Raw genomic sequence first — 22,168 nt, 5'->3', positions numbered from 1 at the left:
GCCCAGTGGCTCGATTGGCTCAGACAGGAATCTCGCCGATGACCTCGTCGGCGTGCTCAGAGGTGTCGCCCGCCAGCTTGAACAGCCAGCGGTCCAGGATGAGGAAACGACCCACCCAGACGATGCCGAATCCCAGCAGCTGGGCGCAGAACACTGCTGCGCCGCGGGCGAGCGTCGTGTGGTTTGCCATCGCGGCCTCGACGAGGTAAGTGAACAACGTTGCCAACGCGACACCCAGCATCATGGCCACCCAGAACACAAGAACCTGGCTGCGCAAGTTCTCGCGCGACCTGATCCGCCAGACGAAAAGTTTGTTGACGAAAAAGTTAGGGACGGTCACGATGGCGGCCGCCAATAGCGAACCGGCAGTGTAGTTGTGCAGCCATAAGCCCAAAACCTGGATGAGAATCTGCCCGAGGGGGACGAATACGACCGACACAGCAGCGTAACGGAGCTTCTTGTTGGCCTCCCTGGTGCCCAATCGCGAGAGGCCCATAGTCCGCCAAGATACTCGCGGCGGGACGCTCTGTCGCCGAATAAAGCCTCGATTGCAAGCGGTGTACTTTTCTGAAAGGTATCGACCGAGTTAGGCGGGCAGGGCAATTCATGAAACGTCCAATGCCCTTTGAAGTGATTGGTAGCTTTGGTGAATGGTGACAACCGCGTCGGTCCCGACGACGGCGCTTGGACGCATCAGGACCTGGTGTTCGACGACTGCGTGGGGCTCTGCGCGTTGGCAACGAGGCGTCGCCGCCTTAATTACGGTTTTGATTTTTTGGCCGCAGGCGTCAGTCGACGCGGCCATCGGACCTGACCAATCGACTTTGGCCGGGGTGGCGCTCGCACGAATTCACCACCTCGCATGGGGCCCCGAAGTCGTATCGACTTACGGGCCGCTTGCATTCCTCCAGAACACCGCTTACTACTCCTTCGGTCAGTCGGTGCTCGCAACGATCTACCAGCCGATCATCGTCGCCGTCCTGTTCCTCGGTATCGCGGCAGCGTTACGCCAGCGCCACGCCCCGATGACTTCGCTTCTGGGTGCCTTCCTGACCACCGGCATCGTCGCCATCCTGCACATCGGTCACGGCGGGGTTTCGGGCCTGGAATACCCTGAGCTGGCCGGTCTCGCGGCACTGCCGTGGGCGGCGGTGCCCCTGTTGCAGCAATATCCCAAGCGCTCGACGGTAATGAGCACGTGCACCGTGCTGGGCGCATTCGCAGGCCTGCAGCTGCTCGTGAAACTAAACGCCGGCCTCGCGATTGTGGCCATCGCACTGGGCCTGTCGGTTTTGCTCGACTGGAGAGCTATCGGACGCCATTGCGCAACGGTGACCGCATTCGCAGCATCGACATTCATCTGGTGGGTAGTCGACGGGCAACGACCGGACAACCTGCCCGCCTGGCTCAGATCCAGCGCCACCCTCGCATCGGGTTACGGTGCGGCCGAGGATGACTTAACTTTGCTCACGGTCGTCGCGGTCCTGTTAACGCTTGCCTGGATAGGAGCGTTGTGGATGATGTTCATCCGCGGCGGACCGCAGATTCCCCGTCGGCTAGTAGTGCTCGTCGGCCTCGCGACCATGATCCCGGCCAAAAGTGCGTTCTCAAAACCTGACATCTGGCATCTCTACGCGCTTCTCGGCCTCATCATTGTTGCGGTGGCGATCACCCCTCTTTCAGGAACCCGTGGTCGTGCGTTAGTAGTGGTGGTGCTGGCCACCACCTTGGTTCTGCTTGGCGCAGAGTATGCCGTCGTGGTGCTCGCAGGGGGATATCCCCCGGATACCTCGCGCTTCGCGGAGGCGCTACGGGCGCCCGCGCAAACGGTCGACCGCCTGGTCACGCTCGCCCTGCCAGGGCGCGTCGACCAACGCGTCGCAGAGGCCAAGGCACGCCAGCGTGCGCTCTACGCGATTCCGGACCGCTTCATCAAAACCATCGGGTCGTCAACGGTCCACGTCGATCCCTATGAGACGTCGGCGGCGTGGGCCTACGATCTGTCGTGGCGCCCCGCGCCCGTTTATCAGACGTCCGCTGCCAACACGCCCGCCCTCGATGACCTGAACAGCGAATCCCTGGCTAACGGGCCAAAGTTCATTTTGTCCAGGCAATCGCCGGCCTCGCCCGCTACCGGCGTCGGCGGCATGGGCGGCCGGCTAGGCGTCGAAGAATCCCCACGATATTCGCGTGCGCTGCTGTGCAACTACACCCTGACCGGAGCCGAGAACCGCTGGGCTCTCTTCACCCGTACCGGGCCGCACTGTGGTCCGCTCACTGCGCTGTCGGAGGTCACCGTCCACGGAAACGACGTGATCGCGGTCCCAACCCCCAGCGGACCGAACATGGCGGTCCTGGTCGGGATCGACCTGCAACCGTCCGCCGTCGACCGGCTCTTCCAAGGAACCATCGCTCCGCCGACCGCCTGGACCGTCGTGCTCGACGGGGTTACCTACCGCCTGATTGTCGCCAATGCCGCCGAGCCGTTCCTCCTCAGTACGCCTGTGCTCGTAAACGGCACGAACCTGCAGATCGACGCCCACACAATCGGAGTGGTCGGCCATACTTCGTCCATAGGTCAGCAGGGCGCTGTGCGCTTGCGCTTCTACGAGATGCGCGTCGGACAATAACCGGTGATGCCGCCCTCAGGCGGATTGTGCGGCGACCTCGACATGGTGGACACCGCCATCGGCTGTTTTTACAATCCACGTGCATGAAGCGCCTCGCATTGACCGCGCCCACGCTGTTGATTGCGGCATGCGCAACCGCCACGAACAGCACAACTCCGACCGTGGCCGGCACCCTTAGCCCCACCGCCAGTCAAACGGCAGGTCGCACGCCGCCGGGCAGTAAGACCGTTGGCGACCCTCAGGGCTCGTACTGGTCAGTCATCGACAATGACGGGACTTTCCTTGTCGGCGTTGACATTGCGGTGGGCAAGTATCGCAGCGCCGGTGGGCCGACGTGTTATTGGGCGCGGCTCGGTAGTCCCGATCCAAGGGACGTAATCGATAGCAAGAAGACAGACGGTCCGCAGGTAGTCGGAATCCGGGGCAGTGACACCGCTTTCCTGACACGGAATTGTGGGACCTGGCAGCAGACCCCCTGACGCGCATTGTTGGCCACCTACTCGACACATTCCGTGATCCAGGCGTCCAATCGATAGAAGATAAGGGGCGTGGAAGGAAGATTCCGATGAAGAAGGCAATATTCGGCCTGTTGGCGGCCGCAATCCTGGCACTGGCGCCGCTCTGCATTTCACCCGCCCAAGCACACGCCGGCGACCCCTGCGCCGGCATTGTCGATCCCGCTGCCCACCAAGACTGCATCAATGACTTCATTCAAAGACGCGAGCAGACGCAGTGCGACGCGAGCTCCAATCACGGACAGTTGGGGCAACTTTGCGGGTGACTCTGGGTACGGGCGTTCTTGGCCGCGCCGAGGGGTTCGCTTCCTAGCCGGGAATGGCTTCGATGACGCACAGCGGCCCTGCCGTCTGCACCACTCGCTGCAGCCGGAAGCCGCCACGCTGGAGCAGGTCGGTCCATTGCTTGCGGTTTCGTTCCAGCGCACCGGCCATCACCAGCATCTCCATGTCGGCATAGTGGCCAAGGAACTCGCGGTCATGATCCGGGATGACCATCTCCAACAGCAGCAGTTTCGCACCCGGAGGAGCCGCGGCTTTGATGGTGCCAAAGATCGCGATGGCCTCGTCGTCGGGCCAGTCGTGGATGACGTTCTTCATCACGTAGGCATCGGCGGACGGCACGCTGTCGAAGAACGATCCGCCGGTCACCGTGACTCGGTCGGCGACACCGTGCGCGGCCAGTAACGGTGGCGCTCCCTCGACCGCCTCGGGAAGGTCGAACAGCACGCCGCGGGCATTGGGGGCGGCGGCGAGAAGCGATGATAGTAGCCGGCCGTGGCCGCCCCCGATATCGGCGATGACACCGAAGTCGCTGAAGTCGTAGGCCGCGACCACCGCCGCCTCCAATATCGCCGACGTGGACGTCATCGCGGTGTTGAAGATCTCCGCGAACTCCGGATCCTCGCGCAGGTAGCCGAACACGTCCTTGCCCAACACTTTCGGGGGGTTCGGTTCTCCGGTGCGCACCGCGTCGGCTAGCAGCGTCCAGTTGGCCCGGTGTTGCGGCGAGCCGTAAAGCAAGGCGACCCCACGCGTCGAAATCGGCGAATCGGTGCGCAACGTGTCGGCTAAAGCGTTGAGCGCGAAGCGACCGTCGCGGCACCTGCGGAACACGCCGCGGCTGATCAGCAACCGCATCAGCCGCGCCACGCTGTCCGGGTCGGCTCCGACGCGACGCGCCAAATCCTGCTTGGTCAACGGGCCCGCGGCAAGCGCGTCGGCGATGCCAAGCTGCGCGGCAGCCGAAATGGCCTGCGACAGAAAACCTCCAAAGATGAGGTCGATGACCGTGATCGGCGGAGGTGCCAGTCGCTGGTATACACGCCCCACATGATGACGGATTCGTTCGACCGCGCGAGCCACCCGGGCGGGCGGCAGCTTCGGGGTTGATGTCGGTGACTTGGGCGGCATCGTTGTCCTTTCCGCGGCGAACTTTCGCGCTCGATCTTGTCGCATATCGAGGCCGGAAGGCGAGGGCCGTGCTGATTCTGGTCTAGTTCAAACAAATGGTCGCGATAGACCCGTCGCGAAGGGCCGGCCTTCCAACACGTGGTGGTCTACCCGCAGCTGAATTGATTGGCGAAGCTGCGGCGGTAACCTTTTTCCCAAGCGTCGAAGGGGTGGCGATGGGTACTGGTCGGGAGAGCGGCTGAGGATCCCATGCAACTGCGCTACCTGAGCATCCCGGCGCTGATCGCCGCAGCCGGTGGCGACCCTTGGGCGATCAACCGAAGCCTGCAGGCCGGCAGCCCACTGCAGATCTCCAACCTGGCGCAGGCCTTTCGTAAAGCGGGCGTATGCACGGCGGAGAGCAACAACGCGTTCGAACAGGCCCGCACCCGCTTCGAAGCCGCCTGGAACCACCAGGACGGCGGCCATCCGATCAACGACTCCGACGAGGTGCAGCGGGTGACCAAATCGCTTGGGGCGCAGTCGTTGCAGCTGCCCAAGATCGGGGCGGACCTGGAGAACATCGCCGCAAGCCTGGCCGAGGCGCAAAAGGCAGCGGCCGCACAGATCGCCGCGCTGGAGGCCCAGCTGCAGGAGCTCGACGACCTGATCGGGGAAGCCGACGAAATGGAGGACGACGAAAGCCTTACGGCCGCCGACATCGATGCGCTCGAGACGCTCATTGCCAAGTGTGAGCAGGACGCCATCAGCGACACCAAAGCCGCGCTGGGCCAGCTGCAGGCGACACGCGACGGCTACTCGAACACGTTGCAGAACGCACTCGGGGCCCTGCACGGCGACGGCTATGACCCCGCGGCCATCCAGGCCGTGGAGGGTCCGCTGTCGCCGCTGCCCGCGTTGCCGGATGACCCCAAGCAATTCGCGCAGGTGTGGAGCTCGCTCACGCCGGCGCAGAAAGACGCCGAGTACCAACACAATCCGTACATCGGCAACCACAACGGGATGCCCGCGGTGGACCGCGATCATTACAACCGGCTCACTCTGGCCACCGAGTTGACCGGCGCCCAGGCGGCCGCCGCCCAGGCCGACGCCCTCAGGGCGCAGCATCCGGATTGGGCGCAGGGCAAGAACATTCCGCCGCCGAACGAGCCGGGAGCGATCTTCGACGATCGCCTGGCGTACGAGGCTTGGCAACGCCAATACGATGCCGCCCGCGACGGGGCCAAGTACCTGCCCGACCTCCAGGCCGTCGACAAGGCCGTCAAGATGAGCCCGGATCGAAAACTCATGCTGCTGGACACCAAGACCGGCAAGCAGGCCCGCGCCGCGATCGCGGTCGGCGACCCCGACGCGTCCACCCACGTGTCGGTCACCGTGCCCGGCCTCAACACCACTGTGCACGGCGCCATCGGCAGCATGTCGGACGAGGCGACCCGGCTCCGAAGCGAAGCGTTGCGACAGCTGAGCCTGGCCCCCGGCCACGAACACGACACCGTCTCGGCGATCGCCTGGATCGGGTACGACCCGCCCCAGGTGCCCGGCTTCGACGACCTCGGCAAGTCGCTGGCCGGCGGCTGGGGTGTCAGCCACGACGACATCGCGCGGGCCGGCGCCCACGACCTGGCCGGCTTCTACGACGGGCTACAGGCCGCCCACCACGGCGGCCCCGCCGATCTCACCGCGATCGGCCACTCCTACGGGTCGCTGACCACCGGTCTGGCCTTGCAGGAGCCCGGCGACCATGGCGTATCGCGGGCTCTGTTCTACGGCTCCCCAGGCATCGAAGCGTCCACGCCGCAACAACTCCACCTGCAGCCCGGCCACGTGTTCACCATGGAAACCCCCGACGACCCGATCCAGTGGACCTACGACGGTCCCGCCATCGCCCACACGGTCGCCCCGTTCCTGCCCCCACCGCTGAGCACCCTGGCCGAAACCGTGCTGGGCGCGGCCGACGCCACCGGCGCGGGCCACTTCGGCCCGAATCCGGCTACCAACCCCAACTTCACGCACCTGGCGACGGGGGCCGCCACGGTGCCCGACGGCCACGGTGGCACCCTCAACCTGAGTGACGCGCACGGGCACAGCGACTACCCCCGCTTCCCCGACGGCGGCGGCACCCGGACGACCAACTACAACATCGCGGCCGTGCTGGCCGGACTGGGAGATCAGGCGGTTCCGCAGAAGTGACGGACAATCGAATAGCGAGCACCCCGAGCCGGCGGCGCCACGGACTGATCTTGGCCGCCGTGACCGCCACCGCACTAGCGACAGGATGCCACGTGAATCAGCCCCACCACCCCACCCCGCCCACCGACGCCGCCAAGGCGCTGGCGACGCTGAAATCCCTGCCGTCGTTCGAGGAAACCCAAACTCAGGTGCAGGCGGCGATGAACGAAATCACCTCGGCGACAAGTAAACTGATACCCTCGATCACCTGGGAAACCCCGCACGAGGGCTCGGGCCTGGGTTGCGAACGACCCTACGATCAGACCGACGGACGTGGCTACTTCCTCCCCGACGAGGTGGCCGCCAACGTCGAAGTCTCCGAGCAGCAGTGGGCGAGCATCCAGGAGGCAGCCAAACAGGCGGCCGCCAAACTCGACGCCACCGACATGCAGGTCATGCACGACAACCCCGGGAACCACGACGTGGGCTTCTACGGCCCGACCGGCATCTTCGTCAAGGTCGGCTACCGGGGCAACCTCGTCGTCTCGGGCTACACCGGCTGCCGGTTGCCGCGCGACAAAAAGTGACTTCGACGCTCACTCGAGCTGATGTCGCCCCTCCGCAAGTCCCCGGCTCGCCCCGGCGGCCGCCAGAGCAGCCTCGTCCGGACTCGGCGAAGGTAGCCGCTCACTTGGCACATCGCCGTTTTCGATCGCCTGGCTGCGGCTCAGGGCGACCGTGGCCGCCGCCATCGCCACCACCGCGATGAGAAGGATCAACGCCGTCGGCCCGCCCACGGCCAGATGCTCACCCAGGACGACAACCCCGAGCAGGACGGCGACCACCGGCTCGCCCACCAGCATGATCGGCACCGACGCCTGCAGAGCACCGGCGTGAAACGCCGAGTTCTGCACTACGGTCACGGTGACCGCCAGCCCCACCAGCACGTACGGAGCCGGGACGGTCATCAGCTCATGCCACCCGCCGACCGAGTAGCGGTGGGTGCAGACCTTCGTGACGACCGCGATCATGCCGAGCAGGACCGCGACCGCGACGCCCAGCAGCGAGGCCCGCACCCGGCCGGTGGCGCGGCGGGCGGCGATGACGCACGCGATCACCGACGGCACGGTGATCGCCAGCGCCAGCGTCCACGCCGGAATCGGGGGACGGCCGTGGCCCTCGCGGGGCTGGCCCACCAGCAGGAAAACCGCCAGTGCGGCCGTCAGCAACATCGCCCAGCCCCACTGGGCCCGGCTGATGCGCTGGTGGCACAGTGCCGCGCCCAACGGCAACGCGAACAGCAACGACGACACAAAAAGCGGTTGGACGAGCAGCAGGGATCCATGCGCCAGCGCCGCGGCCTGAAACGCGTAGCCGGCCCCCGCGGCAAACGTCCCGGCCCACCACGACGGTTGGCGAACCAGGTTGGTCGCCATGGTCGCGGACATGGCTTCATCACCCGGAACGCGCTGAGTGGCTCGTTGCCGGACCACGATTCCCACCGCAGCCCAGAAAGCGGAAAGCAAAGCCGAGACGATCGCGACCGCGTGCATCGTCACCCACCCCATGCCCCGTCGGATACCCCCGAGCGCGGCCCGGTTAACTCGCGGCGCCCGGATTAGTGACTGGTACGCGTAACCTGGCTGGCCGGCTGGAAGTTCGTCCCGACTATCGAAGAGGAACATGTTGCGTACCAAAGCAATCACCGTAGTGGCCGTTGCGGCGGCGATCGCGTCGGCCGCACTGACACTTCTGCCCTGGATCGACGTGAGCCAGCTGGGATTACCCATTCGGTGGAATGGCCTCGGCATGTACATCGGTGAGCACGGCGAATACTACGGCTCCTTGCTCACCGACATGGTGGACAGCACGCCGGGGTGGATCGTGGTGATCACCTCGCTGGCGGCCGGCGGCGCGCTGCTCGCCGCGACGCGGGCGCGCTGGCTCGGGATCGTCGCATGCGGCTGCGCGGTCATCGCGTTCGTGACCGTTGTTTTGTGTTTGGTCTATCCGTCGGTACTGGTCGGCGACGCCAAGAATGAAATGGGAATATCTCTGGTCGCCGACCGGCAAGTGCTGAACTCCGGTGCGTTGATCGCCGAAGCCGCGGCCACCGGTGTGCTGGTGGCCTGCACCGCACTGATCGTTGTCAGAACGAGAAGCGTTGCAAGGCAGGCCGATTGAGGGCACGCCGGCGAGCGCGCCCTAGAACCAGGGGCCGGGGTAGTGGCCGTCCTGATCTTGCACCATGACGATCTCCTTGCACTCGCCGTTGGACGCCGGCGCGGTCTCACCGCGGCACACCAGCGTCCACCCGGAGATCCGCTCGAAAGGCCGTAGTGTCCAGTTCGATGCCACGGGATCGGTTGCGGGCAGGGCGATCACGGAGTACGTCCCGCCGGTGCCGGTGATGTACAGGTGGTCTTCGAAGAACGCCAGCTTGGAGACCGACAGCTTCTTGGCGTCGTCTCGGCTCTTCTGGAAGTCCCACTGCTGGCTGCGCAGGTTCCATACGCCGAAGCCGAGCTGAGAGGTGTCCGAGCCGTGGCCGTCGACGAACAGTTTGCCGTCGGACAGCGCCGCGGCCAGCCCGCCGCCGGGGAGCCGGTCGGAATCGCCGATCTTGATGACGGACTTGGCGTTGAGGTCGTAGAACATCGTCGACAGCACGGGCGGGTTGTAGGAATCCCAGTGCGTGATCTTCACCAGTTTGGTTGTGCCGTCGGTTAATTCGGCATCGACGGATTGCGCGTCGTTGTCCTGATAGATCGCTTCCCCGCTGGGCCGGCGCAGCTCCGCGCCGGAAGACTTGCCGGGCTCGGTGTTGCGCGCGAACGCGAGCACGTCCTGCCAGACCCGCCCGGGCTGCGGGTCGTTCCACATCATCGACAGGTCGCCGCCGGACAGGACCACGGTCCGTGGCGGCGATGCGGCGCCGTGGCCGTCGGTGAAGGCGTTCAGCCACGCCACACCCGAGGCGGTCGAGGCCAACCCCCATTCCTTCGGCGCGGTCATTTTCAGCTCCGGGGCCGGCGGCTGCAGCTCCTTGTCGGCCAACTGACGGCCGGACTTGGTGTCGAACACGTAGGCGGTGGTTTTGGCGACTTCCGGGGCGGAAGCCTGCGCCGGCTTGACCGTGGTGACGACGTACACCACCTTCATGTCGTCGGCCGTGCCGGTCGGCGCGCAGATGGCGCCGGTGAGGTTCTCGCCGGCCGGAAGCGAGGGGATGCCCGGCGCGACGTATTGCCCGGATTTCGGGTCGAAGATTTTCGGCCGGATGTCCTCGAGCGCCGATCTGCCGGCCGAGAACTTCTCGGGGCAACCGAAGTAGGCCGTGCCGCCGTAGCTTTTCCAATCCTTTTCCAGCGGCCCGGTTATCGGGGCGGGCGGGGCGGGCGCGCGGGTGCTGGTTTTCGCGGCGGATGTCGACGTGGTGGCGCTGAGCGGGGGAGGGGCCGCGGTTTCCGAGCAGGACGCGATGGGCAGGCAGGCAACCGACGCGAGCGCGAGCGGGGCGAAGCACCGTCTGGACATGGTTCGCCCGTTGATCCCACGCATCAATAAACCCCCGTTGTGTTCGTGCAACCAACGAGCGTAAGGCCGGTGCGCCGGCACCGCGACTCGTGCGCGGGCGCGGGTGTGACGCTGACCCCGTGATACACCGGAAGCCATGACTGCTCTGGCCGACGAGACGCGCTGGATGGACGCCACCGATCAGGCCGCGCTGGTGGCCCGAGGCGAGGTCACGCCGAGTGAACTGCTGGAGGCGGCGATCGAGCGGATCGAGCGTCTCAACCCCACGCTGAACGCCGTGGTCATCGAGTGGTTCGGGCACGCGCGCTCCGTGGCGGCCGACCCGGGCCTGCCCAACGGCCCGTTCCGCGGGGTTCCCTTCTTGCTCAAGGACCTCTACACCAGCTTCGCGGGCCAGACGCTGTCCAACGGGAATGTGGCGCTGAAAGAGGCCGCGAAGGTCGACGCCCGCGACACCACGCTCGTGGCCCGGTTCAAGGCGGCCGGGTTGGTGATCGCCGGCCGGACCAACAGCCCCGAGCTGGGCAGCCTGCCGACCACTCAGCCGCTCGCGTGGGGGGCGACCCGCAACCCCTGGGCGCTGGACCGCACGCCGGGCGGATCCAGTGGCGGCGCGGCCGCCGCCGTGGCCGCCGGGATGGTGCCGTTCGCCAACGCCTCGGACGGCGGCGGCAGCATCCGCATCCCGGCGTCCTGCTGCGGGCTGGTGGGACTCAAGCCGAGCCAGGGCCGGATCACCGTCGGGCCGGTGCGCGCCGAGGTGGGCCTGGGCGTCGAGCTGTGCGTCAGCCGCACGGTGCGCGACACGGCGGGCCTGCTCGACGCCGTGCGCGGGCCCGGAGTCGGGGACACCGTGATCGCGCCGCCGCCCGAGCGCGCCTACCGCGACGAGGTCGGCGCCCAACCCGGCCGGCTACGCATCGGGCTGCTCGACGTCCACCCGCGCAACGACGTCCTGCACCCCGACTGCGTCACGGCCGTGCGTGCCGCCGGATCGATGCTCGAGGGCCTCGGGCACATCGTCGAGCCGGCGTGGCCGGCCTGCCTGGCCGACACCACCTTGACCGAGAAGTTCATGGCGCTGTGGGCCACGCAGATGGCGATGGGGGTGCGCGCCTTCGGCCAGACCCTCGGGCGTGAGCTGACCTCCGACGAGGTCGAGCCGGTGAACTGGGTGCTCGCCCAGCGGGCCCGCGAAGTGAGCGCGCTCGACTACGCGGTGGCGCAGGAGGCGGTCTATGCGTTTCGGCGGGCGCTGCAGCAGTGGTGGGCCGACGGCTGGGACCTGCTCCTCACGCCGACGGTGACCGAACCACCGCCACCGCTAACCGAATTCGAGAACGATCCCGAGCACCCTACGGCGCCGATGCGGCGGGCCGGTCGGTTCGCCGCGTTCACGCCCCCCTTCAACATGAGCGGACAGCCGGCGATCAGCCTTCCCCTGCATCGCAACGCTGAGGGTCTTCCCGTCGGGGTGCAACTCGCCGCCGCCTACGGGCGCGAAGACGTCCTCATTCGTGTTGCGTCCCAATTGGAATCGGCCCATCCCTGGTCATTCGATCGTCCGGCGACCCACTGAATACTTGCCGCGCCGCTCAATCCTGCGCGCGCAGCCGCACCATCCGCGTCGTCGACGTCTCATCCAGCTCGACGACGTCCGAGCGCGAACGCAGGAAGTCGCTGAACGAGCGGAATCCCAGCGATCTTTCGCTGAACGACGGGTCCATCCGCTTCATCTGTGCCTTCACGGCGGAGTTGTGCAGCCAGTCGACATCGTCTTTCTCCAAGCCGATTCGCAGCGCCCGCGTCAGCAGCGCCGTGGCGGCGGCCTGCGGGTCGGGCTGCTCGTCGGGCTCGTCCCGCTTTGCCGACTTGGCGCGGGCAGTCCGTTTTTTCGGCTTGTCCGCCTCCGAGTCCGCCGGCGCCGGTTCGGGCACCGGAACCCCCGGCAGCGCGTCGTAGATGACGAACTCGTCGCACGCGGCCGCGAGCGCGCGGCTCGACGCGCCGGCCACACCGATGCCCACGACGTACCGGCCGAGCCTCTTGCAGCGCTGGGCCAACGGAATGTAGTCGGAGTCGCCGGCCACGATCACCACGTGGGTCAGGTCGGGCAGCCGGAACATGTCCTCGACCGCGTCGACGGCCAACCGGATGTCGGCGCCGTTCTTGCCGTAGGCCGCCGCCGGGAACAACTGCACCAGGTCGACGGCGCGGGCCACCAGCTGTCCGCGATACCCGGCGTTGATGTCCGCCGACCAGTCCGCGTAGGCGCGGGTGAGCACCAGGGTCCCGAACGACGACGCGAAGTCGAGGATCGCGGCGACGTCGACCGTCGCGCGGTCCAGCCGCTCCCCGTGCTGCTCGAGCCCCTTGGCCTTATCCCGCTGAAACGAGTTCCGCCCGTGGATCTGGTCGTACCGGGAGATCACGATGTTGTCGAAGTCGAGGTAGACGGCCACTCGGGTCGCAACCGGTTCGGTCATGCACTAGATCATTGCTGAGCAGGACCAAAGCGGGTACACAGGCCACATGAATGAGCTGAAGGTTCTCGAACTACACGGCGACCGCATCGCCTACCGCGATGAGGGTGACGGCGAGGTGCTGCTGCTCATCCACGGCATGGCGGGCAGTTCGGAGACGTGGCGGTCGGTGATCCCGCCGCTGTCGAAGAAGTTCCGGGTGATCGCCCCTGATCTGCTCGGCCACGGCGAGTCGGCGAAACCCCGCACGGACTACTCGCTGGGCGCATTCGCGGTATGGCTGCGTGATTTCCTCGACGAGCTCGGCGTCAGCCACGCGACGGTCGTCGGTCACTCGCTCGGTGGCGGCGTCGCGATGCAGTTCGTCTACCAGCACCCGGACTACGCCCAACGGTTGATCCTGATCAGCAGCGGCGGCCTGGGTCCCGACGTGGGATGGGTGTTGCGGCTGCTCTCGGCGCCCGGGGCGGAATTCGTGCTGCCGATCGTCGCTCCGCCGCCCGTGCTGTCCGTCGGCAACAAGCTGCGGTCCTGGATGAAAAGCGCCGGCATCCGGTCGCCGCGCGGCGCGGAGCTGTGGAGCGCCTATTCGTCGTTGTCGGACGGCCAAACGCGGCAGTCGTTCCTGCGGACGCTGCGATCGGTCGTGGATTACCGCGGGCAGGCGGTCAGCGCGCTCAACCGGCTGCGGTTGCGCGAAGATCTACCCGTCATGGCTATCTGGGGGGAGCGCGACGGCATCATTCCCGTCGCCCACGCCTACGCCGCGCACGAGGCGCGCACCGATGCCAGGCTCGAGGTGCTGCCCGACGTCGGTCACTTCGCACAGGTGGAGGCGCCCGAGCAGGTGGTGGAGCTGATCGAGGACTTCATCGCGACGGGTGAGCGCCGCGATGCGCAGAGCCCACAGCCGTCAGAGCCCAACTGACGCCGAACGAGCGGTCACCGACATCATCGAGTGCGGCGCGCATCGCTTCCTACGGGAGACCCTCGTTAATCGTTGAGGATCTCGGCGATTCCCTCTCGGTAGGTCGTGATTGTGAAGTCGGGGAATCGGCGGGCGAATTTGGCGGAGTCGAAGATGTTGTCGTCGCGGTAGCGGGGCAGCAGCTCGGAGGCTTCCTTGACTGCGGGGTTGAACCATCCGCCGACCTTGAATGCGAGTTCTGGGACCGTCGTGTAGCGGATGTCGCGCGCGGTGACATCCGAGGCGATGCCGATCATTTGCGCGTATGTGAGTCGTTTGGGATCGGTTGGTAGGTGCCAGGTTTGGCCGTAGGCGTCGGGGGTGTTGCCGATCAGTGCCATCCCGCGGCTGGCGTCGGGGGTCCAGATCAGGGTTCGTTTTGTGTGCGCGGTGATCGGGATCATCGGTCGCTTGCCCTGTTTGATGCGGTCGAAGACGGCGGAGTTGGACAGGCTCTTGGTCTTGCCGGGCCCGTAAAATTCGGGTGCTCGGCAGATGACGGCTTCGACTGACCCAGAGTCCATTTCTTTGAGCAGCATGTTCGCAATTTGGGCTCGCACCGCCGCCTTGCGGCCTACTGGCTGGAATGGGGTGTCTTCGTCCTGGGGCGTCGAGGTCCGCGGGTACATGTAGGTGTTGTCGAAGAAGACCAGTTTGGTGCCGTGTTTCTGGCAGGCGGCAATGGTGTTGGCCATCATGACCGGGAATTGTTGCTCCCACAGCGTTGAGTCCATGGGCAGTCCCACTGTCAGGTAGGCGATGTCGCTGCCGGCGAGGGCGTCGGCGGTGGCGTCGGCGTCCATGAGGTTGGCCGGCAACAGCTGATCGGTGTCATGGATCTTGGTGGGTTTGCGGCTGACCAGTCGGATGTTTTCGGTGAAGTTGTCGTGGAGGTAGCGGGTGAGCTGCTCGGCGATCTGGCCGTTGGCTCCCAGGACGGTCTGCATTGCGTTTCCTGTGGTTCGGGCTCACGCCGGGAACGAGACGGGTACGGGAATGTGCAGGGCGTTCTGACATTCCGTGAAGACGTCCAAGCGCAGCGCCTTGATCGGCTTGAGCGAGCGGACGTCGTCGGTCAGCCGTCCGCAGCCCAGCTCCAGGTCTTTCGGCAGCAGCTTGCCGCCGGCGGCCAGGGTGTTGGTCTGGCTCAGTGTGGCGTGCCAGCCCCCATTGAGTTGGGTGTACGAGATCAGTGTCGAGACCTGGGTGCCGCTGGGGACCCGCTTTTGCGCCGGGGTGGCGACGTCGATCGCGATGTCGGTGCCGCCGTCGTCGTTGGCCACCCGCGCCGTGGTCCGTCGCTCGTCGATGTCGACATCGATCTCGGTGACCCACTTCGGGAAGCCATAGCCGTCGTGACCGCGGACGTGCGCGATCTCGGTGTTTACCGGCAGCGACAGGACGTAGGCGTGCATCGAGTCGTTGGCCAGTGAGGAGAGGAGGTCGGCGGCCGGGAGCTTGCCGTGGTGCGCGGGTCGGACGGCGATGCCGACGGTGGCCTCGGTGTAGAAATCGATGTCGCACACGTCGTATCGGAAGAACACCACCGAGAACAGCCCGATCCCTGGAGCGATCTGCAGAGGATCCAACTCGCTGGGCAGTCGGGACCGCAGCGCCGTCGTCGGAGCGAGGTAGGTGATCTGCGCCTTCGACATCGCATAGTAGAAGTTCGGCGTCCGAGTCGGACCAATCACCGACTGAACCTGGGTCTTGGGCAGCGCCCGGAAGAAGTCAACGTTGCGCACGCGCGGGTCCGCGGCGACAGCATCCAGGCTGGTGTCCATCCGGTAGCGGTCATACAGCCCGCCCTTCGGGATGGCGATCTTGCGGCCACCTAGTTCGATCTCGACCACGTCCGCGACCATGCCCTCGCTCGGGACCATCTTTGACGCCACCGCCTCTCTTGATGTGTGCATTGCTTACATTGCACGATAGAATCCAATGTGAGCGGAGTCAACATCGGCGCGACGACGGGCAGCGCGCTTCCGGGACGGGGCGAGCGCCCCCCCGGCGTGTCCGCCGATTGACCAGGAATCTGCGTTTGATGATTGAGCCCAGAGCCACCAGGAGGACCACGCGGCCATGACTGCGACGACGAAGAGCAGTTATCACCACGGCGACTTGCGTGCCGCGCTGCTGACGACGGCCATGGGCATGCTGGAACGGGGCGAGTCGTTCTCCATTCGCGCCGCGGCGCGCGAGGCCGGTGTTTCGCCCACCGCTCCCTACCGGCACTTTCCCGACCGTGAGTCCTTGGAATCTGCACTAGCGGCTCAAGGGCTACGCGATTTGAAGGCCGCTTTGACTCGGGATCGCGAATTGCCCTGCAATGTCGAAGATTTGGCCGAACTCGGTGTCGCCTACGTCGTGTTCGCGCTGCGCCGACCCGCGCTGTTCCGGCTGATGTTCGGCAACGAGTGCGACGACGAGAACGACGAACGCGTGCGAGCGGCCGCCGAGGTGCACGAACTTCTGGCAACTGCGATCACGCGCGTCTTCCCCGACTCCGACCCCATCGACCTCGCCCTGGGGGGCTGGGGACTGGTCCACGGCCTGGCCTGCCTATACCTGGACCGCAAGCTCACCGCTTCGTCGATCCAAGAGGTCGCCGCCCAGGTTCGCGCGTCCTTCATCGCCGTGCTCGCCGCCCAAACCCGTTGAGTTCAGCCGAGCCGGACTTGCAGTTGACCTCTCGCGCGGGCCGCGCTAGCGTCAATGTAAGCGATGCACACATTCGGGCATGACGGCTACGCGGGCCGGCCGGTTGACCGATTCATCAAACACACGAAAGCAGGCCGTCGATGACAAAACGCATCCTCAACGTGGTCACCAACGTCGCCCACTACGACGACCCCGAGCACCCGACCGGCCTATGGCTATCCGAGCTCACCCACGCGTGGCACATCTTCGACGCGCACGGCTTCGAGCAGACCCTCGTCAGCCCCGCCGGCGGCAAGGTGCCGCTGGAGCCCAGAGCGCTGAAGTTCCCCAATTACGACAAGACCGCCAAGGCCTGGCGCGCCGACCCGGCCAAGATGGCCCTTCTGAACAACACCCGCAGTCCCGACGAAATCGACTCAGCCGACTACGACGCGATCTACTTCACCGGCGGCCACGCCGTCATGTACGACTTCCCCGACAGCGATGGGCTGCAACGCATCACCCGTGAGATCTACGAACGCGGCGACATCGTCTCCTCGGTGTGCCACGGCTACTGCGGACTTCTCAACACCAAGCTTTCCGACGGCTCTTACCTCATCGCCGGCAAGAAGATGACGGGCTTCGCTTGGCGAGAAGAGGTGTTCGCCCGGGTCGACAAGCTCGTGCCCTACAACGCTGAGCAACGTGCCAAAGATCGTGGCGCGCTCTACGAAAAGGCCAAACTTCCCTTCATTTCCTACGCCGTGGTAGACGGTAACCTCGTCACCGGACAGAATCCAGGCTCGGCCAAGGAGACAGCCAAGAAGGTCGCTTCGCTTCTCCACTAGGTTCCGGTCAGTAGGCGACCTGCCAGTGCTTGATGCCGTTGATGAAGGATGACCGCAGCCGCTCGGGGTCACCGGCCGAGCGCAGATCGGGCATGTGGTCGGCGATCGCGTTGAACATCAAATCGATCGTCATGCGGGCCAGATTCGCGCCGATGCAGTAATGTGCTCCGGTGACGCCGAATCCGACATGCGGATTGGGGCTGCGCAGGATGTCGAACGTGAACGGGGCGTCGAAGACCTCTTCGTCGAAGTTCGCCGAGCGGTAGAACAGCACCACCCGCTGGCCCTTCTTGACGCGCACGCCGCCGAGTTCGGTGTCCGCCAGCGCGGTGCGCTGAAACGCCGTGATCGGGGTGGCCCACCGGATGATCTCGTCGGCAGCGGTTTTCGGTCGCTGGGCCTTGAACCTCCGCCGGCACCCCGAGCAGGCCCGAAATGGCTTGCAGCGGAAGCTCACACGCCACCTGACGGACGAAGTCGCCCGAGCCCTGCGCGGCGGCTTCGGCGGTGATGCGTCGCGCGCGTTCGGTGAGTTCGGCGCGTAACCGCTCGACCGCGCGCGGCGTGAAGCCACGCGAGACGATCTTGCGCAGCCGGCTGTGCTCGGGGTCGTCCATCATGATCATCGACGCCCGCCCCGCCTCGATCTGCCCCTGCGCCAGGTCTTGCCGATAGCGCGGCACGATCGACTTGGTTGCCGACGAGAAAACGTCGCTGCGCAGCGACACCTCGCGGATGTCGCGGTGCTTGGTCACCACCCAATAGCCGCCGTCGCCGAAGCCCCCTTGATCGAGGGGCTGCTCGTTCCACCAGATGGGCTCTGTGGCACGCAGTTCGGCGAATTCCCGCACGGGCAGCCGGTGCGCGTAGATGTCGGGGTCGGTGAAATCGAAGCCAGGCGGGAGGTCCGGTGTCGCCATGGGTTTGCTCCTCACGCGATCGCTAAAAGACGTCAACAGTCGACAACATGGAGATAACTCGGGGACGACTTGAGTTCCTGTGGGGCAAGGATTTCCACGATGACCGGGTAATTGCCATGGCTGCCGGCGGCCAACTCGTTCTCGGCGGTTCCATGAATGACGTGCAAACCAGGACCGTCGACATGTGTCCGCACAGGGCTGGTGTAGGTCGTGACAACCAATGCCCGGCTCTCGAACTCGCCGGCGGAACCCTTGGTCGTGATCGATGCGGTGTAGCGCGCGCGGACCACACAACCGCTGTACTGGTTGCCATCCCACGACACCGTCACGTTTGTCACCCGGAACTCTCCAATCCGGATGACCATCTGCGGAATCGCGATGAGGGCGATACCGAACGCCGCGAGCACGCTCTGCCGACGCCAACTGTTGATCAACGGCAATTCGGCGCCAAGCGCTTTCACGCCGCCCCCCACGATTGCAGCGAGGATGCAGACGACACCGAGAAGCACCAATGGCGACTTCAGATCCCACATGGCAGTCCTCACCGCTCGACCCGCAATACATGCTAAGCGGGCCACGGCTGTTCTTCGCGGCTTCGGGGAAAGGCGCAGCGGTGCACGTCAGCGCGTAGTCGGGTCAGCTCGCAGTTGCCGCGGGTACTTTCGCGCCTTCGCGCCCACCGAGATTGGTGGCCGCGGTGATGACGGCGCGTTCGATCTGGCGCAGGGCGTGCACCGCGGTGAGGAAGCGCCGGGTGTCGGGGCTGGTGCCGCCGCGACCGTCGCCGTCCTGTTGTCGGGCCACCGCTTCGGCGGCGTCGAGCTCGTCTGTCGCCGAGACCAGGGTCGGGGCGTGGCCGCCCTCGATGGCTTCCTGCAGGGCGTCGATGTTTCGTCGTGTCTGGGCCGCGGCCACCGAAAAGGCCTGCGCCAGTTCCGAAACCAGCGATGCTGACCGCACCGGATCCCGATACTGCTCGGCGCTGCGCGCCAGGCTCCGGCCGTAGCGGTCGCAGGCGGCGAAGATCCGCAGGGCGCGCCGGATGCTGCGCCGGCCGGCGAGTCCGGCGACGCCGGCCAACAACGGCTTGGCGGTGACCCGGAACTGCTGCAAATCGCGGTCGAGCTGGCGCGCCTGTTCCGACGGGCTGGCGCTGTCCTGGACACCGAACATCGTCGCGGCCGAGACCTCGATCAGCACGGACAGGCTCGTCAAGAAGGCGCGAGCGTCGCCGCGGATCGCCGTTCTGGTGTTGGTCGGCAGGACCACGACTGCGACGGTCACTCCGATGACGGCACCGATCGCGGTCTCTTCGATCCGAAGCATCAGCACGCCGAACGAGAACTGGCCGAGCAGGCCGTACAGCAGCGCCAGCATCGTGGTGATCCAGAAGGTCATCAAGCTGTAGGTGACCGTCATGAAGTAGAAGGCGCAGAACAAGCACACGAAGATGCCCGCCAGCGCGGCGTTCTTGTGGCCGGTGAGCAGCGTGGCCACCAGCACGCCGCAGGGCACGCCGAGCAGCGTCCCGACCAGGCGTTGCCAGCCCTTGGTCAAGGTTTCGCCCCAGGAGTTGGTGCCGGCGAAGATGACGAACGCGGCGATCACCGCCCAATACCAGCGCGCCGGCGAGACCAGCTCGCCGACGACGATGGCCAAGGACGCGGCGACGGAGACCTGGATGGCCTGCCGGGTGGTCGGGCGCAGCCGGGGGCCCGGCGCTTCCTCGTCGGAGACAGCGCCCTCGGGCACCGGGAGTCGCTGCCCGTCGGCATCGTCGAGGGGGCGCCCGGCGGCAACCCGGTCGACGATCGCCCGCACGTCCGAGGTCGCCGATGCGGCGTTGATGATCGCCAGGGCGAGGCGGCGGACGGCGGCGCCGCCCGCGTCGTCGGCTCCGGGCTCGCATTGCTCGTCGAGCAAGCGCTGCGCCTGGTCGGCGGCGCGGCGCAGCCCGTCGGGCTCCGGCAGCCGGATGGCTCGCGACAGTTGGGTGAGCGCGCCGACGAGCGCGGCCCGGGCGGGCGAGGGCATGGCAGCGGGATCCTCGCAAGCGAGGATGGCCGCCCGGCGACCGGCGGTGGCGACCCATTCGATGGCCAGCTCCGCGTCCAGCAGCCAGGGGACCAGTTCTTCGGCGGTGACGCCGGGCCACACGGTGCCGGGGTCGGCCTTGTCCTCGATCTGGCTCTGCACCATCAGGGCGGTCTCGTTGAGCCGGACGGTGCGGGCCCGCATGCGGCGGCGCCGTCGTTCATCGAGGCGTCCGGTCCGCACCGCTTCGGCGGTCGTGTCGAGGACGATCGCCATCCGCGCCCGCAGCGCCCGAATCGTGGCCCGCAGCACCCGCTCTGGCCGATCGGGCAGCACGCAGGCGCTCATCACGTACGTGCACACGGTGCCCACCGCGACCGCCCCGATCATCCAGGGCAGCTCCGCGAGGCGGGCGTGCAGATACAGCGTGAAGAAGTAGGACATGAACGCGACCATGCCCAGCGCCCTGCCCCGCGCGCCGAAGCGCCGGATGTAGGCCGCGGTGAACACGACGATCACGAAGACGATGTCGCTGACCACCGTGCGCGGCGCCAGCACCGCCGCGGCCGTGATGGACACCGCGGCGGGCAGCGGCAGCAGCGCCATGGTGACCCGCTGGCGGCGCGGGTCGGGCTCGTTGACCGAGCGCGACGCGACCATGGTGATGACGACGCCCAACAGGGCGACGGTCAGCGGTTGTCCCGTCGCCCTGGTCAGGATGAACAGCGCCAGCAGTGAACATCCAAGCGCGGCCGTGGTCCGAGTCGCCATCCGCAGCCGAAGCAAGCCAGGATCCGAGCCGATCACCCAGTTGCGGGCGCGTTCGTAGAGAACAGTTATCGACGGACCACCTCTCTTGCGCTAACCCAACATGCTTACCCGAAAATCGGCACAAGCTAGTCTTCGACATCGTGACTCCGCCGACGCGCGCGAAGCTGGCTGACGGTCGTGACCTGCTGTTCTTCGCGCTGCCCGGGCATCGCCCGGCGCCGGTGGAAGATCGCCGGCCGCTGCCGGCGCGGGATCCCGCCGCGCAGTCGCAGTTGCGGTTCGACCGATCCACCGGGCAATGGGTGATCATCGCGGCGCTGCGCCAGGACCGCACCTACAAGCCACCACCGGAGGCATGCCCGCTGTGTCCGGGCCCGACCGGGCTGACCAGTGAGGTACCCGCCCCGGATTACGACGTAGTCGTGTTCGAGAACAGATTCCCGAGTCTGTCCGGCGCGCTGCCGGCACCACCCGCCTCGGCACCCGTTGCGGGCGACGACGGCTTCGTCACCGCGCCCGGGCATGGCCGCTGCGAAGTGATCTGTTTCTCCGCCGACCACAACGGGTCCGTCGCCCAGCTGGAGCCCGCGCACGCGCGGCTGGTGGTCGAGGCGTGGCGGCATCGCACGGCCGACCTGATGGCCATGCCGGGTGTCGAGCAGGTGTTCTGTTTCGAGAACCGGGGCGAGGAAATCGGGGTGACGCTGACCCATCCACACGGTCAGATCTACGGCTATCCGTACCTGACGCCGCGCACCTCCACGATGCTGGAGCAGGCGCGCCGGCATCGGAAACGGCACGGTACCAACCTCTTTGGTGATCTGCTGGCGAGTGAGGTCGCCGACGGCAGCCGCATCATCGCCCACGACGAACTGTTCACCGCGTTCGTGCCGTTCGCGGCGCGCTGGCCGGTCGAGGTGCACATCTACCCGAACAGGTTCGTGCGCAACCTGACCGAACTCAGCCAGGCCGAAGTGGACGCTTTCGTGGCCGTCTACCTCGACGTGCTCGGGCGCTTCGACCGGATGTATTCCGCACCGCTGCCCTACATTTCGGCGCTGCACCAATACGCCGACACCGCCGCGTTAGCCGAGGGCTACTTCCACGTCGAATTGATGTCCATCCGGCGCAGCGCCACCAAGCTCAAATACCTGGCGGCCTCCGAATCGGCGATGGACGCCTTCATCGGTGACGTCACGCCGGAGATCGTGGCCCAGCGGCTGCGGGACCTCGCGCAATGA

20 protein-coding genes and 1 pseudogene are annotated in these 22,168 nt (G+C 66.4%); 11 read left to right on the top strand and 10 right to left on the bottom strand.

Annotated elements, in window-relative coordinates; all coding sequences use genetic code 11:
• Positions 1-19 precede the first annotated feature (19 nt).
• Positions 20-496 (bottom strand): GtrA family protein, encoded by a 477-nt coding sequence (locus AC5Y7E_RS05900; RefSeq protein ID WP_499947941.1) that lies wholly within the window; start codon positions 494-496, stop codon positions 20-22.
• Between the two features lie 154 nt (positions 497-650).
• Here AC5Y7E_RS05900 and AC5Y7E_RS05895 point away from each other — a divergent pair, with 154 nt between their 5' ends.
• The 3 genes from AC5Y7E_RS05895 to AC5Y7E_RS05885 all read left to right on the top strand — a co-directional run bounded on the left by AC5Y7E_RS05895 (position 651) and on the right by AC5Y7E_RS05885 (position 3,411).
• Positions 651-2,630 (top strand): hypothetical protein, encoded by a 1,980-nt coding sequence (locus AC5Y7E_RS05895; RefSeq protein ID WP_499918122.1) that lies wholly within the window; start codon positions 651-653, stop codon positions 2,628-2,630.
• A gap of 83 nt (positions 2,631-2,713) precedes the next feature.
• A complete protein-coding gene (locus tag AC5Y7E_RS05890; RefSeq protein WP_499918123.1) occupies positions 2,714-3,109 on the top strand; it encodes an Rv1352/Rv1906c domain-containing protein in 396 nt (131 codons plus the stop codon).
• Between the two features lie 86 nt (positions 3,110-3,195).
• Positions 3,196-3,411, top strand: a complete 216-nt coding sequence (locus AC5Y7E_RS05885; RefSeq protein WP_499947939.1) for a hypothetical protein — start codon at positions 3,196-3,198, stop codon at positions 3,409-3,411.
• A gap of 43 nt (positions 3,412-3,454) precedes the next feature.
• Here the strand turns inward: AC5Y7E_RS05885 and AC5Y7E_RS05880 are convergent, their stop codons facing one another.
• Positions 3,455-4,558 carry a methyltransferase gene (locus AC5Y7E_RS05880; RefSeq protein WP_499918124.1) on the bottom strand — a complete coding sequence of 368 codons (1,104 nt, stop codon included), beginning with the start codon at positions 4,556-4,558 and terminating at the stop codon, positions 3,455-3,457.
• Positions 4,559-4,807: 249 nt separating this feature from the next.
• Here AC5Y7E_RS05880 and AC5Y7E_RS05875 point away from each other — a divergent pair, with 249 nt between their 5' ends.
• Positions 4,808-6,748, top strand: a complete 1,941-nt coding sequence (locus tag AC5Y7E_RS05875; protein WP_499918125.1) for a putative alpha/beta hydrolase — start codon at positions 4,808-4,810, stop codon at positions 6,746-6,748.
• A 92-nt stretch (positions 6,749-6,840) separates the two neighbouring features.
• Complete coding sequence (locus AC5Y7E_RS05870; RefSeq protein WP_499918126.1) at positions 6,841-7,314, top strand: LppA family lipoprotein; 474 nt, start codon at positions 6,841-6,843, stop codon at positions 7,312-7,314.
• Between the two features lie 9 nt (positions 7,315-7,323).
• Here AC5Y7E_RS05870 and AC5Y7E_RS05865 read toward each other — a convergent pair whose 3' ends face one another.
• The gene (locus tag AC5Y7E_RS05865) at positions 7,324-8,295 is read right to left on the bottom strand and encodes a DMT family transporter (RefSeq protein ID WP_499918127.1); all 972 of its coding nucleotides are present in this window, start codon (positions 8,293-8,295) and stop codon (positions 7,324-7,326) included.
• Positions 8,296-8,410: 115 nt separating this feature from the next.
• On the opposite strand from AC5Y7E_RS05865, the gene AC5Y7E_RS05860 reads away from it, so the two are divergent.
• On the top strand, positions 8,411-8,911 hold the full coding sequence (locus tag AC5Y7E_RS05860) for a hypothetical protein (RefSeq protein WP_499918128.1): 501 nt from the start codon (positions 8,411-8,413) through the stop codon (positions 8,909-8,911).
• 21 nt (positions 8,912-8,932) lie between these two features.
• Here AC5Y7E_RS05860 and AC5Y7E_RS05855 read toward each other — a convergent pair whose 3' ends face one another.
• Positions 8,933-10,264 carry a hypothetical protein gene (locus AC5Y7E_RS05855; protein WP_499918129.1) on the bottom strand — a complete coding sequence of 444 codons (1,332 nt, stop codon included), beginning with the start codon at positions 10,262-10,264 and terminating at the stop codon, positions 8,933-8,935.
• Positions 10,265-10,400: 136 nt separating this feature from the next.
• Here AC5Y7E_RS05855 and AC5Y7E_RS05850 point away from each other — a divergent pair, with 136 nt between their 5' ends.
• Positions 10,401-11,843: an amidase gene (locus AC5Y7E_RS05850; RefSeq protein ID WP_499918130.1), complete on the top strand. Its 1,443-nt coding sequence runs from the start codon at positions 10,401-10,403 to the stop codon at positions 11,841-11,843.
• 16 nt (positions 11,844-11,859) lie between these two features.
• Here the strand turns inward: AC5Y7E_RS05850 and AC5Y7E_RS05845 are convergent, their stop codons facing one another.
• Positions 11,860-12,750 carry an NYN domain-containing protein gene (locus AC5Y7E_RS05845; RefSeq protein ID WP_499918131.1) on the bottom strand — a complete coding sequence of 297 codons (891 nt, stop codon included), beginning with the start codon at positions 12,748-12,750 and terminating at the stop codon, positions 11,860-11,862.
• 46 nt (positions 12,751-12,796) lie between these two features.
• On the opposite strand from AC5Y7E_RS05845, the gene AC5Y7E_RS05840 reads away from it, so the two are divergent.
• The gene (locus AC5Y7E_RS05840; protein ID WP_499947937.1) at positions 12,797-13,675 is read left to right on the top strand and encodes an alpha/beta fold hydrolase; all 879 of its coding nucleotides are present in this window, start codon (positions 12,797-12,799) and stop codon (positions 13,673-13,675) included.
• A 65-nt stretch (positions 13,676-13,740) separates the two neighbouring features.
• Here AC5Y7E_RS05840 and AC5Y7E_RS05835 read toward each other — a convergent pair whose 3' ends face one another.
• Positions 13,741-14,661, bottom strand: coding sequence for an NAD-dependent epimerase/dehydratase family protein (locus tag AC5Y7E_RS05835; protein ID WP_499947935.1), 921 nt, complete (start codon positions 14,659-14,661; stop codon positions 13,741-13,743).
• Positions 14,662-14,682: 21 nt separating this feature from the next.
• A complete protein-coding gene (locus tag AC5Y7E_RS05830; RefSeq protein ID WP_499947933.1) occupies positions 14,683-15,630 on the bottom strand; it encodes an acetoacetate decarboxylase family protein in 948 nt (315 codons plus the stop codon).
• 166 nt (positions 15,631-15,796) lie between these two features.
• Here AC5Y7E_RS05830 and AC5Y7E_RS05825 point away from each other — a divergent pair, with 166 nt between their 5' ends.
• Both AC5Y7E_RS05825 and AC5Y7E_RS05820 read left to right on the top strand, forming a co-directional pair.
• Positions 15,797-16,375 (top strand): TetR/AcrR family transcriptional regulator, encoded by a 579-nt coding sequence (locus AC5Y7E_RS05825; RefSeq protein WP_499947931.1) that lies wholly within the window; start codon positions 15,797-15,799, stop codon positions 16,373-16,375.
• Positions 16,376-16,515: 140 nt separating this feature from the next.
• On the top strand, positions 16,516-17,202 hold the full coding sequence (locus AC5Y7E_RS05820; protein WP_499918135.1) for a type 1 glutamine amidotransferase domain-containing protein: 687 nt from the start codon (positions 16,516-16,518) through the stop codon (positions 17,200-17,202).
• Positions 17,203-17,209: 7 nt separating this feature from the next.
• On the opposite strand, the pseudogene AC5Y7E_RS05815 reads toward AC5Y7E_RS05820, so the two are convergent.
• From AC5Y7E_RS05815 to AC5Y7E_RS05805, 3 genes and pseudogenes are all read right to left on the bottom strand, one after another.
• A pseudogene (locus AC5Y7E_RS05815) lies at positions 17,210-18,122 on the bottom strand (cytochrome P450).
• Positions 18,123-18,154: 32 nt separating this feature from the next.
• Positions 18,155-18,655, bottom strand: coding sequence for a hypothetical protein (locus tag AC5Y7E_RS05810; RefSeq protein WP_499947929.1), 501 nt, complete (start codon positions 18,653-18,655; stop codon positions 18,155-18,157).
• Between the two features lie 103 nt (positions 18,656-18,758).
• The gene (locus AC5Y7E_RS05805; RefSeq protein WP_499947927.1) at positions 18,759-20,963 is read right to left on the bottom strand and encodes an FUSC family protein; all 2,205 of its coding nucleotides are present in this window, start codon (positions 20,961-20,963) and stop codon (positions 18,759-18,761) included.
• Between the two features lie 104 nt (positions 20,964-21,067).
• Between AC5Y7E_RS05805 and galT the strand changes: the two genes are divergently transcribed.
• Entirely contained in the window at positions 21,068-22,168 is a 1,101-nt protein-coding gene (galT, locus tag AC5Y7E_RS05800) for a galactose-1-phosphate uridylyltransferase (RefSeq protein WP_499947924.1), read from the top strand.

This window comes from Mycobacterium sp. NGS17 (assembly GCF_059813205.1).
Note: the sequence above shows the minus strand (reverse complement) of the source record. Positions and strands in the feature narration are given on the sequence as shown.

What these genes read in the sequence shown, in the direction of transcription:
- AC5Y7E_RS05900 (WP_499947941.1), bottom strand. Translation starts at nt 496, where the DNA reads ATGGGCCTCTCGCGATTGGGCACCAGGGAGGCCAACAAGAAGCTCCGT.
- AC5Y7E_RS05895 (WP_499918122.1), top strand. Translation starts at nt 651, where the DNA reads ATGGTGACAACCGCGTCGGTCCCGACGACGGCGCTTGGACGCATCAGG.
- AC5Y7E_RS05890 (WP_499918123.1), top strand. Translation starts at nt 2,714, where the DNA reads ATGAAGCGCCTCGCATTGACCGCGCCCACGCTGTTGATTGCGGCATGC.
- AC5Y7E_RS05885 (WP_499947939.1), top strand. Translation starts at nt 3,196, where the DNA reads ATGAAGAAGGCAATATTCGGCCTGTTGGCGGCCGCAATCCTGGCACTG.
- AC5Y7E_RS05880 (WP_499918124.1), bottom strand. Translation starts at nt 4,558, where the DNA reads ATGCCGCCCAAGTCACCGACATCAACCCCGAAGCTGCCGCCCGCCCGG.
- AC5Y7E_RS05875 (WP_499918125.1), top strand. Translation starts at nt 4,808, where the DNA reads ATGCAACTGCGCTACCTGAGCATCCCGGCGCTGATCGCCGCAGCCGGT.
- AC5Y7E_RS05865 (WP_499918127.1), bottom strand. Translation starts at nt 8,295, where the DNA reads ATGGGGTGGGTGACGATGCACGCGGTCGCGATCGTCTCGGCTTTGCTT.
- AC5Y7E_RS05860 (WP_499918128.1), top strand. Translation starts at nt 8,411, where the DNA reads ATGTTGCGTACCAAAGCAATCACCGTAGTGGCCGTTGCGGCGGCGATC.
- AC5Y7E_RS05855 (WP_499918129.1), bottom strand. Translation starts at nt 10,264, where the DNA reads ATGTCCAGACGGTGCTTCGCCCCGCTCGCGCTCGCGTCGGTTGCCTGC.
- AC5Y7E_RS05850 (WP_499918130.1), top strand. Translation starts at nt 10,401, where the DNA reads ATGACTGCTCTGGCCGACGAGACGCGCTGGATGGACGCCACCGATCAG.
- AC5Y7E_RS05845 (WP_499918131.1), bottom strand. Translation starts at nt 12,750, where the DNA reads ATGACCGAACCGGTTGCGACCCGAGTGGCCGTCTACCTCGACTTCGAC.
- AC5Y7E_RS05840 (WP_499947937.1), top strand. Translation starts at nt 12,797, where the DNA reads ATGAATGAGCTGAAGGTTCTCGAACTACACGGCGACCGCATCGCCTAC.
- AC5Y7E_RS05835 (WP_499947935.1), bottom strand. Translation starts at nt 14,661, where the DNA reads ATGCAGACCGTCCTGGGAGCCAACGGCCAGATCGCCGAGCAGCTCACC.
- AC5Y7E_RS05830 (WP_499947933.1), bottom strand. Translation starts at nt 15,630, where the DNA reads ATGCACACATCAAGAGAGGCGGTGGCGTCAAAGATGGTCCCGAGCGAG.
- AC5Y7E_RS05825 (WP_499947931.1), top strand. Translation starts at nt 15,797, where the DNA reads ATGACTGCGACGACGAAGAGCAGTTATCACCACGGCGACTTGCGTGCC.
- AC5Y7E_RS05820 (WP_499918135.1), top strand. Translation starts at nt 16,516, where the DNA reads ATGACAAAACGCATCCTCAACGTGGTCACCAACGTCGCCCACTACGAC.
- AC5Y7E_RS05810 (WP_499947929.1), bottom strand. Translation starts at nt 18,655, where the DNA reads ATGTGGGATCTGAAGTCGCCATTGGTGCTTCTCGGTGTCGTCTGCATC.